This window comes from Gallalistipes aquisgranensis, from assembly GCF_014982715.1.
GTDB lineage: Bacteria > Bacteroidota > Bacteroidia > Bacteroidales > Rikenellaceae > Gallalistipes > Gallalistipes aquisgranensis.
The window spans coordinates 702183-715719 of sequence record NZ_JADCJY010000001.1; the positions used below are offsets into that span (position 1 = coordinate 702183).

General features: G+C 59.5%; 11 protein-coding genes. 5 read left to right on the top strand and 6 right to left on the bottom strand.

Annotation, left to right across the window (positions count from 1 at the left end):
* The first annotated feature begins 117 nt into the window (after positions 1–117).
* From ppk1 to INF32_RS02500, 5 genes are all read left to right on the top strand, one after another.
* Positions 118–2199 carry a polyphosphate kinase 1 gene (gene ppk1 / locus INF32_RS02480; RefSeq protein WP_226386835.1) on the top strand — a complete coding sequence of 694 codons (2082 nt, stop codon included), beginning with the start codon at positions 118–120 and terminating at the stop codon, positions 2197–2199.
* Positions 2200–2202: 3 nt separating this feature from the next.
* Positions 2203–3132, top strand: a complete 930-nt coding sequence (locus INF32_RS02485; RefSeq protein WP_226386836.1) for a Ppx/GppA phosphatase family protein — start codon at positions 2203–2205, stop codon at positions 3130–3132.
* A gap of 157 nt (positions 3133–3289) precedes the next feature.
* Positions 3290–4687, top strand: a complete 1398-nt coding sequence (gene asnS / locus INF32_RS02490; protein ID WP_226386837.1) for an asparagine--tRNA ligase — start codon at positions 3290–3292, stop codon at positions 4685–4687.
* Between the two features lie 103 nt (positions 4688–4790).
* Positions 4791–6227 carry an RNA polymerase factor sigma-54 gene (gene rpoN / locus INF32_RS02495; RefSeq protein ID WP_226386838.1) on the top strand — a complete coding sequence of 479 codons (1437 nt, stop codon included), beginning with the start codon at positions 4791–4793 and terminating at the stop codon, positions 6225–6227.
* Positions 6224–7048, top strand: a complete 825-nt coding sequence (locus tag INF32_RS02500) for a hypothetical protein (RefSeq protein ID WP_226386839.1) — start codon at positions 6224–6226, stop codon at positions 7046–7048. Before rpoN ends, INF32_RS02500 begins: the two co-directional genes overlap by 4 nt.
* A 139-nt stretch (positions 7049–7187) precedes the next feature.
* On the opposite strand, the gene INF32_RS02505 is transcribed toward INF32_RS02500, so the two are convergent.
* The 6 genes from INF32_RS02505 to INF32_RS02530 form a co-directional block, all read right to left on the bottom strand.
* Positions 7188–8159, bottom strand: a complete 972-nt coding sequence (locus tag INF32_RS02505; RefSeq protein ID WP_226386840.1) for a diacylglycerol/lipid kinase family protein — start codon at positions 8157–8159, stop codon at positions 7188–7190.
* Positions 8160–8225: 66 nt separating this feature from the next.
* Positions 8226–9686: an aminoacyl-histidine dipeptidase gene (locus tag INF32_RS02510; protein ID WP_226386841.1), complete on the bottom strand. Its 1461-nt coding sequence runs from the start codon at positions 9684–9686 to the stop codon at positions 8226–8228.
* 27 nt (positions 9687–9713) lie between these two features.
* Positions 9714–10667: a phosphoribosylaminoimidazolesuccinocarboxamide synthase gene (locus tag INF32_RS02515; protein ID WP_226386842.1), complete on the bottom strand. Its 954-nt coding sequence runs from the start codon at positions 10665–10667 to the stop codon at positions 9714–9716.
* A 31-nt stretch (positions 10668–10698) separates the two neighbouring features.
* Positions 10699–11658 (bottom strand): PhoH family protein, encoded by a 960-nt coding sequence (locus INF32_RS02520; protein ID WP_226386843.1) that lies wholly within the window; start codon positions 11656–11658, stop codon positions 10699–10701.
* A 10-nt stretch (positions 11659–11668) separates the two neighbouring features.
* The gene (locus INF32_RS02525) at positions 11669–12310 is read right to left on the bottom strand and encodes a porin family protein (RefSeq protein ID WP_226386844.1); all 642 of its coding nucleotides are present in this window, start codon (positions 12308–12310) and stop codon (positions 11669–11671) included.
* Between the two features lie 113 nt (positions 12311–12423).
* Positions 12424–13527: an ROK family protein gene (locus INF32_RS02530; protein ID WP_226386845.1), complete on the bottom strand. Its 1104-nt coding sequence runs from the start codon at positions 13525–13527 to the stop codon at positions 12424–12426.
* Positions 13528–13537: the final 10 nt, after the last annotated feature.

Sequence of the window (13537 nt, forward strand, 5' to 3'; positions counted from 1 at the left end):
CAGGTATGTTTTTTGCTCCGCCCGGAGGGATTGTTAACGCAGACTTAACCCGCGTTTTTGCGGGGTTTGGAGGAAATTCCGTTATTTTGTAACTTCGAAAAAAACAATGCTGACGCCATGGCGGAAAATACGGATCAAACGACGCTCGACAACCGGGAGCTGAGCTGGCTCTCCTTCAACGGCCGGGTGCTTCAGGAGGCGCGCGACGAAAGCGTGCCCCTGCTCCAGCGGCTGCGTTTTCTGGGAATCTATTCCAATAACCTCGACGAGTTCGTCAAGGTGCGGGTGGCCAACGTGGAACGGCTGGCCGCCGTAGCTTCCGACCGGAGCCGCACCCTCACCGGGGGATACACGCCCGCAGCCCTGCTCGACGAGCTGAACGCCCGCATGCAGTCCATGCAGGCCGACTACGAACAGGCCTATGCCCAGATTCTGCGGGAGATGGAGACGCACGGCATCTTCATCGTGAACGAGACGCAGCTCGACGGGGTCCAGCAGGCGTTCGTGTGGAACTATTTCGCTTCGACGGTCAGTCCGCGCACGGCTCCGCTGATGCTGCGCAAACGGGTGAAACTGCCTTTCCTCTCCGACGACCGGGCCTACCTGGGCGTGAAGATGGAGACGGCTTCGGGCCGCGGACGCTATGCCGTTCTGGAGATTCCCTCCAGTTCGGCCTGTCCCCGGTTTGTGGTGCTGCCTTCGCCTCCGGGCACTACGCATATCATCCTGCTGGACGACATCCTGCGTTTCTGTCTGGACGAGATTTTCTTCATGTTCGAGTACGTGAGCATCACGGCCCACACCTTCAAGATCAACCGCGACGCGGAGCTGACCCTCGACGACGACATCTCCAAAAGCCTCGTGCAGAAGATGGAGCAGGGGATCACCAAGCGACAGCACGGACGTCCCGTACGTCTGGTGTACGACAAGGAGATGCCCGAAGACCTGTTGGAACTGATCCTGTCGAAATTCTATATCCGCAACCGGGAGAGCGTTTCGCCCGGCGGACGCTATCATCTGCTGCGCGATCTGATGCGTTTCCCGAGGGTGGCCCCCTCGCTGGAGGAGACTCCGCTGCCGCCGCTGCACCATCCCTACATCAGGCCTTTTTCGAGCATTCTCAGCGTGGTGAAGCGGTCCGACCTGCTGCTGGCCTATCCTTATTATACGTTCAACCATCTGATCGACTTCCTGCGCGAGGCGGCGATCGACCCGAAGGTGGAGAGTATCCATATCACGCTCTACCGCATGGCCGAACGTTCGAAGGTGGTGGGTGCGCTGGTCAACGCGGCCCGAAACGGCAAGCGGGTGGTGGCGCTGGTGGAGCTGATGGCCCGTTTCGACGAGGAGCGCAACATCGACTTCACCGACGTCATGCAGCAGGCCGGCATCAAGGTGATCCACGGGCTGGACGGGGTGAAGGTACATGCCAAGCTGATCCTGGTCGAACGCAGGGAAGGGGCCCGGCTGCGGGGATACACCTATGTGGGCACAGGCAATTTCAACGAGGATACCGCCACGTTGTACAGCGATTTCGGCCTGCTTACGGCGGACGACACCGTCGCCGGGGATGCCGCCCGGGTCTTCGATTTCCTGCAGAACACCCACAAGCATTTCGAGTGCGAACGTCTGGTGGTGTCGCCCTATTTCATGCGGGAGCATTTCGTGCGCATGATCGACCGGGAGATCCATTATGCCAGAAGCGGCCGGCCGGCTTATATCTATGCGAAATTCAACAGCCTGACCGATCCCGACATGATCGCGGCCCTCTACCGGGCCAGCGATGCCGGGGTGGACGTGCGGCTGATCGTCCGGGGCGCATGTTGTCTCAAACCGGGCGAAAAAGGGCTCAGCGAGCATATCCGGGCCATCAGTATCGTCGATCGTTTCCTGGAGCATGCCCGCCTGGTCGTTTTCGGGGGCGGGGGAGACGAACGGAGCTATATCCTCAGTGCCGACTGGATGCCCCGCAACCTGAACCGCCGGGTCGAGGTGGGCATTCCCGTGCGCGACCGCCGAATCCGCAAGTTGTTGCGGAAAATTTTCGATATTCAGTGGAGCGACCGCGTAAAGGCGCGGGATTTGAGTAACTTTGCGCAGAATCAGTATGTCGGCCGCGAACCGGGACGGGAGACGGAACACCCCATCCGTTCGCAGACCGCCATCTACGACTATCTGAAATCGTTAACCGAGCGATAAGCCATGATCGAAAAGAGAAGCGTGGGCGCGATCGACATCGGCTCCAATGCCGTGCGGATGCTGATCGCCGACGTGGAGGACTATACGGGGACCGTGACCTACAAGAAGACCGCCTTCCTGCGGGTGCCGATCCGTCTGGGCGAGGATGTCTTCGTCCGGGGGCGGATCGGGGAGGAGAAACAGAGGCGCCTGTGCGAGGCCATGCAGGGGTTCGTACATGTCATGAACGCCTACGGGGTGGAGCTGAGGCGGGCCTGCGCCACGAGTGCCATGCGTGAGGCGGCCAACGGTCCGCAGACGGTGCGGATGATCCGGGAGTGTTCGGATGTCCGGGTGGAGATCATCTCCGGGCAGGAGGAGGCCGACCTGATTTTCTCCGGGGGCATGCGTTCGCTGATGGACCCCGCGGGCAGCTACCTGCTGGTGGACGTGGGGGGCGGAAGCACGGAGGTGACGGTCTATGCGGGCCGGAGGCGGGTCGACTCCCGCTCCTTTTCGCTGGGAACCGTGCGCATGCTCAGCGGGGCGGTGCCCGACGGGGAGTGCGACCGTTTCCGGGAATGGCTGAGGCAGGCTGCTTTCGATTATGCCCCGACCACCATCATCGGGTCCGGAGGCAATATCAACAAAGCCCAGAAGCTCATGGGCCGCAAGGAGAAGGAGGCGATTTCGCTCGGCGACCTGAAATCCCTTTACGGCCGGATCAAATCGCTCAGCTACGAAGATCGTATCCATAAGATGGGTATGAACACCTACCGGGCCGACGTGATCGTCCCTGCGCTGAAAATCTTTCTCACGGCGGCCAAAAGCAGCCGTGTGGAGCGTTTCGTGGTGCCGAAACTGGGGCTGGTGGACGGTATCGTGCACCGGCTTTACCGGGAAGCCGTACCGGCTGCGGCGGACGAGCCCGAGCGCACGGAGGAGGAGATATGACGCGATCGGTGCGTCGGGATGCTCCCCTCGGGGCGGATCGTACGGCGGACGGGCTTTAAGAGCCGTCCGCCGTTTTATTTGGCGTTCCGGGTTGGGAAATGTGATAAAAATTCCGATATTTGTGGTCTATCTGAGTGTACGAAAAATTATTAGCTGTATGTCAAACGGAGGAAGAACCAAAATTTCCGAACTGCTGAAATCCGCCGACCGGAATGTGGAAGTGACGGTCAAAGGGTGGGTGAGAACCAAACGGGGAAACAAGAATGTGGCGTTCGTTGCCCTGAACGACGGCTCCACGATCCATAATATACAGGTGGTGGCCGACGTGGCTTCGTTCGACGAAGAACTGCTCAAGAAGATCACCACGGGGGCCTGCCTGCGGGTGGACGGCCTGCTGGTCGATTCGCTCGGTTCGGGCCAGCCCGTCGAGGTGCAGGCCCGCCGGATCGAGGTGTACGGTACGGCCGATCCCGAGAGCTACCCCCTGCAAAAGAAGGGCCATTCGCTGGAGTTCCTGCGCGAGATCGCCTATCTGCGTCCGCGCACCAACACGTTCGGGGCCGTGCTCCGCATCCGGCACGCCATGGCCTATGCCATCCACAAATATTTCAACGACCGGGGTTTCTACTATCTGCATACGCCGCTGATTACCGGTTCGGATGCCGAAGGGGCCGGGGCGATGTTCCAGGTGACGACCCTCGATCTGGAAAACGTGCCCCGCAATCCGGAGGGAAAGGTGGACTATTCGCAGGATTTCTTCGGCAAGGAGTGCAACCTCACGGTCTCCGGCCAGCTCGAGGGGGAGCTCGGTGCGCTTGCCCTGTCGCAGATCTATACTTTCGGACCCACGTTCCGTGCCGAAAACTCCAATACGCCGCGTCATCTGGCCGAGTTCTGGATGATCGAGCCCGAAATGGCCTTCTATGAGCTGGAGGACAACATGGAACTGGCCGAGGACTTCCTCAAGTATCTGATCCGTTATGCGCTGGACAACTGCATGGACGACCTGGAGTTCCTGAACAAGATGTTCGACGAGGGGCTGATCGACCGCCTGCGGTTCGTGGTGGAGAACGATTTCGTGCGGCTGGACTACACGGAGGGGATCGACATTCTCCTGGCCAGCGGCCGCAAGTTCGAGTTTCCCGTGGCCTGGGGCGTCGACCTGCAGAGCGAGCACGAACGCTACCTGGTGGAGGAGCATTTTAAGAAGCCCGTCATCCTTATCAACTATCCGAAGGACATCAAGGCTTTCTACATGAAGCAGAACGACGACGGAAAGACCGTGCGGGCAATGGACGTTCTCTTCCCGAAGATCGGCGAGATCATCGGCGGATCGGAGCGCGAGGCCGACTACGGCAAACTCAACGCCCGGGTCGAGGAGCTGGGCATGAGCAAGGAGAGCCTGTGGTGGTATCTCGACACGCGCCGCTGGGGTTCGGCGCCCCACAGCGGTTTCGGACTGGGTTTCGAACGTCTCCTGCTTTTCGTGACGGGCATGGGCAATATCCGTGACGTGATTCCTTTCCCGCGTACCCCGAAGAACGCGGAATTTTAACCGGCCTGTACGGAGGGGGCGCTTCCCGCTCTCTCCGTTTTTTCTTATATAGCTTAGATTCGAATTATCCAATATTTTTATTTAATCAAAACCTGAACACATTATGTCGAACATCAATCAGAGACAGATACAAAAGCTGCTCCAGAAGCTGTCGCCGCAGCAGATACAAATGATCAAACTCCTGGAACTGCCTGCCGTGCAGCTCGAACAGCGCATCAAGCAGGAGATCGAGGAGAATCCCGTGCTGGAGGAGGACATGACCGAGGAGAAGAACGAGGAGGAGAACCAGCCCAAGGAGATTTCCGTAGAGGAGTATCTCAAGGAGGACGATACGCCCAGTTACAAATATCATGCGAACAACTATTCGAAGGACGACCAGCGCCGTCCGGTCTATCTGACGCGGGGACGCACGCTGCACGAGTACCTCGAAGAGCAGCTGGGGTACAAGACCCTGACACCGCGCGAACAGACCGTCGCCAGTTATCTGGTGGGCAGCATTGACGACGACGGCTACCTGCGGCGCGATTTGGATTCCATTTCGGACGACATCGCCTTCAGCCTCGGGATCGAGGTTTCGCGTGAGGAACTGGAACATCTGGTGGGGATCATCCACGAACTGGAGCCCGCCGGAGTGGGAGCCCGCTCCCTGCAGGAGTGCCTGTTGTTGCAGCTCGACGCTTCGTCGGCCTGCACGACCAAATCGGGACGGTTGGCCCGCAAGATACTGAGCTCCTATTTCGAGGAGTTCACGAAAAAGCATTACGAAAAGCTGATGAGCCGCCTGGGGGTGGGGGAAGACGACTTCCGTGCCGCCATCGAGGAGATCGTCCGCCTGTCGCCCAAACCGGGCAACCTTTACAACGAAGGGGGCAGCGAAGCGTCGCCCTATATCATTCCCGACTTCATCCTCGACTACCAGAACGGACAGTTCGAGTTGAGTCTGAACTCCTACAATGTTCCGGAGGTGAAGGTCAACCGCCGTTACGTGGAGATGATCCGCGAGATGGCGGGCAAGGACGGCGCTTCGGTGAGCGACGGGAACAAGGAGGCGATTCAGTTCGTCAAGAACAAGATTGACTCGGCCAAATGGTTCATATCCGCCATCAAACAGCGGCACGATACGCTGATGCATACCATGCAGGAGATTCTGAATTATCAGAAGGAGTATTTTGTGGACGGCGACCAAAGCAAACTGCGCCCGATGATTCTCAAGGATATAGCCGACCGCACAGGGCTCGACGTGTCGACCATTTCGCGTGTGGTGAACAGCAAATACATTCAGACCCATTTCGGCATCATTCCCCTCAAGCAGCTCTTTTCGGAGGCGATGCAGACCGACAGCGGCGAGGAGGTTTCCTCTTACGAGATCAAGAACATCCTCACCCAGTGCATCGACTCGGAAGACAAGCGCAAGCCTTTGACGGACGAGGTGCTGATGGACATTCTCAACGGCAAGGGATACCATATCGCCCGCCGCACCGTGGCCAAGTACCGCGAGATGCTGGGCATTCCGGTGGCCCGGCTGCGCAAACAGATTTGAACGCAATGACGCAGGAGGAGACGATGCCGGAGGACGGTTTCCGGAAAGAAGAGAGCGACGGAGGAGGGGGAACGGTGTCCGACGGGAAGACGGTCCCGGCACCGGAAAAAGCGGAAATGACGGCCGGGATACTTCCGGCGGAGGCCGCCCCTGTGGAAGGGAGTCTCTCCGGTGTCGCCGCAGAAGGAGGGGGCGAAGCTCCGGAAGAGGGGCCTTGCACCCGTCTGAGCCGAGGGATATCGCTGTTGCTCCACCCCTTTCTGGTGCCGGTCTATACGGTGCTCGTCCTGTTGTTCGGCGATACGATCATGAGCAATATCGCCGCGGGTCTCAAATGGTTTTTCGTGCTGGTCGTGGCGCTCAATACGCTGGTCATTCCGGCGATCTTCATCGCCCTGATGCGCACGTTCGGCGTGCTTTCCGACCTTTCGCTCCGGCGCCGCAGGGAGAGGATGCTGCCGCTGGCGGTCGTGGCCGTCTGTTATTTGGTCTGTGCGCTGATGCTCTCGGACGTGCTGGTGGCTTTTCTGATACGTAAGTTCCTCTATGCGGCACTCGGATGCGTCCTGCTGGCGCTGGCGGTCAATTTCTGCTGGAAAATAAGCCTTCACCTGGTTGCCGCCGGCGGAGCCGTTGCCATGCTGCTGATCGTGGCGGTTTCCCGGTTCGGGAATTTTACGGGAACGATCGTTGCTGCCATCCTGCTTTCCGGTCTACTCGCCTCGGCCCGTCTGTGGCTGGGCTGCCATACGCCGGCGCAGGTGGCCGCCGGATTTTTCGGAGGGTTTGCCGCCGCATCGCTGGTGATGCTGGCCCTGTAGAAACAAGGAAGTTTGCCGGACGAATCCGGTTTAAAAATAGAATCACCCCTGCGGAAAGCCCTGGCGGGGGTGATTTCTGTTTTGGGTGGCAGGCTTGCTGCCGGATACTCTTCTTTTATGCCGGACGGTCCCGGGCGGTTCAGTCCGCCCGCCCGTCGTCGATGCCCTTCAGGAAGCGTTCGGCCACGATCACGCGGATGGCCCGGTCGATCACCTCGAATTCGAACGGCGAATAGCCGAGTGCCTCCCCGTCCACCTCCACGGCGATTTCGGGCGACGATTCGATCCGGATTTTACGTCCCCGGTTGAGGGAGATACGTTTGATCCGGTAGATTTTTCCGTTGTAGAGCGAGCGGAAGCGGGAGATGACACCCAGACGGCTGATGCGCCGGATGATCGTCAGGTCGAGCAGTCCGTCGTCCGCTACGGCCTCCGGTGTCTGGAGCATACCGCCCCCGTTGTATTTTCCGATGCCGATCGTGGCGCTGTACACCAGTTCGTTGGCTACGGGCTGGCCGTCCACCCAGATTTTGACTCCCGTGGAGCGATAGGAGAGTACGGCTTTTATCGTGCTCCACACGTAAAGCCATTTGCCGCGTTTGCCTTCCTCTTTCAGGTGGTTGTACTTGCGGTTGACGAAGGCGTCGAATCCCACGCCCGCCACGTTGGCCATGTAACGCGTCTGTTTGTAGTTGGCCTTGTGGTAGGAGAGCAGGGCTACGTCCTGCAGGAACGAGTGGCCCGCCACGATCGCCTTGATCGCTTCGGAATACTTGCGCGGAATGCCGAACATGCGAATCCAGTCGTTACCCGTACCCACGGCGATCACGGCCAGCAGCACATCCGTCGTGGGGACCGTCTTCTGGATGAAAAGCCCGTTCACCACTTCGTGGATCGTGCCGTCGCCGCCCACGACGATGATTTTCCGGTATCCCTTGTTGACAGCCTCCACGGCCAGTTCGATTGCGTGGTATTTCCGTTCGGTGAATGCATATTCGGGTACGATCCCGTTGTCCCTCATCAGTTTGCTGATAAGGGGCCAGTCGTCCAGCCCCTTGCCGCTGCCGGCTACCGGATTGACGATGGCGAACCATTTCGGATTTTCCTCCATAGGCGTAAGGCGATTGAACGCCTCCGATCCTCCGTCTTCCGAAACGAGAAGGACCGGAGACGCAGACTATTTTTTCGGTGCGTTTTCGATGGTATGGCACAGGAATTCCCAGAACTTGCCCACCGAGGCGATGTTCACCTTTTCGTCGGGCGAATGCGGATAGCAGATCGTGGGCCCGAAGGAGATCATGTCCAGATTGGGATAGGTTCCTCCGATGATGCCGCACTCCAGCCCCGCATGGATGGCCATCACGGCGGGTTCTTTGCCGTAAAGCGCCTCGTAGCTCTCGCGCATGGTCTTCAGAATCGGGGAATTCATGTCGGGATTCCATCCGTCGTAACCGCCGACGAATTCGCAGCGGCCTCCGGCCAGCTCGAATACCGAGGCGATCATGTCGGCCAGGTACTCCTTTTCGCTGCGGACGGAACTGCGCAGCAGGCATTGCAGTTTCACCCGGCTGCCGTCGGACACTACACGGGCCAGATTGTTCGAGGTCTGCACGAGACCATTCATCGAGGGGCTCATGCGGAACACGCCGTTGGGACAGCCGCATACGGCGTCCGCCAGCTTGCGGGCGGTGCCTTCGTCGATCATGCGGGCCGGCGTTCCGGTCGGGACGACCGTGACGGAGACGGAATCTTCCACGCCCTTGTACTCTTCGGTCAGAACCGCTTCGAACCCTGCTGCGGCTTCGGTGAAACCGGCCGCCTGGTCTGCCGGAACCAGCACGACGGCTGTGGCCTCGCGCGGGATGGCATTGCGCAGTCCGCCGCCGTCGACCGAGGCGATCCGGAGTCCGAACCGGGTCTGGGCCGAACGCAGCAGCCGGAACAGAGCCTTGTTGGCGTTGGCCCGGCCGAGGATGATCTCCATGCCGGAGTGGCCGCCCCGGAGACCTTTGACGGTCACCGTAAACGCTTCGTATCCGGCCGGGACCTCTTCTTCCCGGTATTCGAGCGTGATGTTGGCGTCCAGTCCGCCGGCACATCCGACGTAAAGTTCCCCTTCGGTTTCGGAATCGAGGTTGAGCAGGATGTCTCCCGTCAGCAGGCCCGGTTTCAGCCCGAACGCTCCGTCCATGCCCGTCTCTTCGGTCATGGTGAAGAGGCCCTCCAGCGGACCGTGCTTCAGGTCGGGCGACTCCATGGCCGCTAGGATAGCCGACATGCCCATGCCGTTGTCGGCGCCGAGCGTGGTGCCGTCGGCGGTCACCCATTCACCGTCCACATAGGCCTGGATGGCGTCTTTCTCGAAATCGAACTCCTTGTCCCCGTTTTTCTGGGGCACCATGTCCATGTGGGCCTGGAGGACGATCCCCTTGCGGTCTTCCATGCCGGGCGTGGCGGGCTTGCGGAGCAGGACGTTGCCTGCCTCGTCCACCTTGTATTCGATGCCGTGCTTCCGGGCGAATGCCACGATGTAGTCACGGATACCCTCCTCGTGATACGACGGGTGGGGAATGGCGCATATCTCCTGGAAATGCTCCCAGACCTTCCGGGGCTGTAAAGCTGCGATGTTCTTATTCATAGGTCGTTCTGTTTTTGGTGTCCGTAATCAGCGCAGCCGGGCAAGCATGTTGCGCACGTTCTGTTCCATCCGCTCGGCCACGTTGTCCGTGGGCGATTTCACGAATTTTTCACCCGTGATCTGCTCGTAGAGTTCGATGTAGCGGTCGCTGATACTCTCCACGATGGTGGGCGTCATTTCGGGTACCTGTTGGCCCGGTTTCCCCTGGAAGCCGTTCTCCATGAGCCATTCGCGCACGAACTCCTTGGAGAGCTGGCGCTGCTGTTCGCCCCGGTCGAAACGCTCCTGGTAGCCGTCGGCATAGAAATAGCGCGAACTGTCGGGCGTGTGGATTTCGTCGATCAGCGTGATGACACCGTCCATTTTGCCGAATTCGTATTTGGTGTCCACGAGGATGAGACCCCGTTCGGCCGCCATTTTCGAGCCCCGCTCGAAGAGGGCGAGGGCGTACTTTTCGAGTTGTTCGTAGTCTTCCCGGCTCACCAGTCCCTGTGCGATGATCTCCTCTTTGGAGATGTTCTGGTCGTGGCTGCCGATCTCTGCCTTTGTGGTGGGGGTGACGATCGGACGGTCGAACCGCTGGTGTTCACGCATGCCCTCGGGCAGAGGTACGCCGCAGATGCTGCGGGCCCCCGCCTTGTAGTCCCTCCACGAGCTGCCGGTGAGGTAGGCGCGTACGATCATCTCTACGGGGAACGTCTCGCACTTGTGTCCCACGGTGACCATCGGGTCGGGCGAGGCGATCTTCCAGTTGGGACAGATGTCGCTGGTCGCGTCCAGAAATTTCGATGCGATCTGGTTGAGCACCTGTCCCTTGTAGGGAATGCCCTCGGGCAGGACCACGTCGAAGGCCGAAATCCGGTCAGTGACCACCATCACCAGGTATTTGTCGTCGATGTTGTAAACGTCTCTCACTTTGCCGATGTAGAGGTCTTTCTGGCCTTCGAATCGGAAGTCGGTTTTTACGATAGCTTCATTCATGATTGTATGGGTTTTTGTCTTGTCTCCTGTTTTATTCGCGGCCCTGTTCGGCTGCGGCATGTCTGTTGAACGCCTCCACGATGTATTTCACCAGCGGATGGCGGATGATGTCCCGGTTGTCGAACTCTACGATGCCGATTCCCTTGATCCCTTCGAGCATCCGGATGGCGGGCACCAGCCCCGAGTCGCCGGGTTTGGGCAGGTCCACCTGCGTCATGTCGCCCGTGACGATGAATTTGGCGCTGCGGCCCATGCGCGTGAGAAACATTTTGATCTGTGCCAGGGTGGTGTTCTGCGCCTCGTCCAGGATGACGAACGCCTGGTCGAGCGTGCGGCCCCGCATGTAGGCCAGCGGGGCGATCTGTACGGTACCCTCTTCGATGTATTTGCTCAGTTTGGCGGCCGGGATCATGTCGTTCAGCGCGTCGTACAGCGGCTGGAGGTAGGGATCGAGTTTCTCTTTCAGGTCGCCCGGCAGAAAACCGAGCTTTTCTCCCGCTTCCACGGCGGGACGGGTGAGGATAATCCGCTTCACCTCCCTGTTTTTCAGCGCCCGTACGGCCAGGGCGATGGCCGTGTAGGTCTTGCCCGAGCCTGCGGGACCGACGGCGAACAGCAGGTCGTCCTTTTCGTACAGCCGGACCAGTTTCTGCTGGTTGACGGTGCGGGCGCGGACGATGTTGCCGGCATTGCCGTAGAGGATGACGTCCTTGTCCGCCGCCCCTTCCGGGCGGGGCAGCCCCCCCGAATAGACCTGTTCGATCACCTCTTTGGAGATGTGTCCGTATTTGGCGTGGTATTCGAGCAGGGAGGCCAGTTTCTTTTCGAACAGTTCCGATTCCGCCGCCTCGCCGATCACCTTGATCTGCGAGCCGCGGGCCACCACCTTCAATTTGGGGAACAGGGCGGCTATCTGTTCCAGATTCTGATTTCCGGCCCCGTACAGCTCTCTGGGGTCGATCCCTTCTATCAGAATGTTTTTTTCAGTCATCGTCAGGTTTTTAAAACATATATCCCAGGCTGAAAGTCCAGTTGCGCGTGCGTGTCCGGATTACGCGTTCCTGCTCCATGCCGTCGATGAGGATACCCTGGACCGGGCGTTTGAACTGCCCGTGGTAACGGACGTCGAGGGTCACCTTCCGGATGATATCAACTCCGATGCCAACCATATAGCTGACCGAAGAACGGCTGTACAGGATGCTGGGTACGGTCTTGCTCTCGGGTACGATCGAGTTTTGCGTCGAGAGGTTGAACACGGGACCTGCCTGGAAACGGAAAAAGAGGGCTTTCACGCCGAACAGGATCGGGAAGTCCCATGTGTTGATCCTGACTTTGGCCCGCGTTTCGGGCAGCGTGCCGTCGCCGATCGGGTCGCCGGCCAGCTTGTATTTGTTCATCGAATAGACGATCTCGGGCTGGATGTGGAACATGGCTAGATTGACGCGTGACTGAAGCCCGATGTGGAATCCGCTGCGGTTGTCGGTCGAAAAGGCATAGTTGTCCGCGTTGGGGCGGATCAGTTCCGTCGTCTGCGTGTTGACACCGGCCTTGAGGCCGAACTGAACCAGTTTGATCCTGCCCTGGGCTCCGGCCAGCAGGCCCGAGAGGAGGAAAAGCGAAACGAGTGCGGTTTTTCTGATCATAGCGTCCGGATTTATCCGTCAAAGATAGTGTTTTTGCCGGATAAAAGAAAGGGGGCACGCCGATTTGTGATGCGTGTCCCCATGTGTGGGGTTCCGGGAAGGACAGGGTGTCGTTATTTCCCTTCGTCGATCCGGTTGAGCGCGAATGCGTAGGCCCCGAGCGAAATGGCGCGGCTGGTGCCGATTTTCGAGGTGGTGATCCCGATCCGTTTCTCCGGGTCGTAGATTACGGTGCGGTCGCTGCCGTATACCTTCAATTCCCGCGAGGCGCCTTTGGCGAAACGGTCGAATTCGGCCGGATCGTCCAGATCGTAGATTTTCATCTGAACCCGGTTCAGTATATCTCCGCTCATGGCATATATCTTGCCCCTCATCTCGCGCAGCAGGGCCGGGAAGATGTACTTGCGGGCTCCGATCAGGCCGCCCCCGATCACGATCGGCGCGTCGATCAGCGTGGCGGCCGTGGCGATGGCGTCGCCCGCGATCTCGCCCATTTCTTCGAAGGCGGTGATGGCGGCCAGCCGGTCGCCGGGCCGGGTGCCGTCGGCGATCTCGCAGATCTCGCGCGGTTCGAGCACATGGTCCGGATTGCCCGTCAGTTCTCCGTACACGCGTTTTACGGCGCGGATGCTCGCACCGTCTTCCACGAGAAAGTCGGGGTGTTTCTTGTTGCGCAGGCAAAATGTCTCCACGCAGGAGTTGTCGCCGATGTGGAGTTTGCCGTCGGCCACGAATCCGAATCCGAACCCGGTGCCGAAGGTGTAACCGATCAGGTTTTTGTAGCGTTTGGCGCTGCCGGCCGCCTCGAGCTGCGCGTTGATCGAGGGCAGGGCCCCGGCCAGGGCTTCGCCGTAGGCATAAAGGTCGGCGTCGTTATTGATGAAGACGGGGATGCCGAACGTCTCCTCGAGGAAGGGGCCGATCGCCACTCCGTCGCGGAACGACGGGAAGTTGGGCAGGTAACCGCCTACGATACCGTTGGGGTAGTCGGCAGGTCCGGGAAAGGCGAAACTGATGGCGACCGGTTTGTCGGGCAGGCGGTCGATGACCATGCGGAAGCCGCGTTCGAGATTGCCCATGCAGGTGTCGAGGTTGTCGGACAGGGAGGGCAGGGTGATGGGGTCTACGACGAATTCGTTGCCCCGTATGGCTCCGAAAACGAAATTGGTGCCTCCGGCGTCGAGGGTGACGACGGTTCTGTTGTCGTTTCTGTACATCGGTATGTCG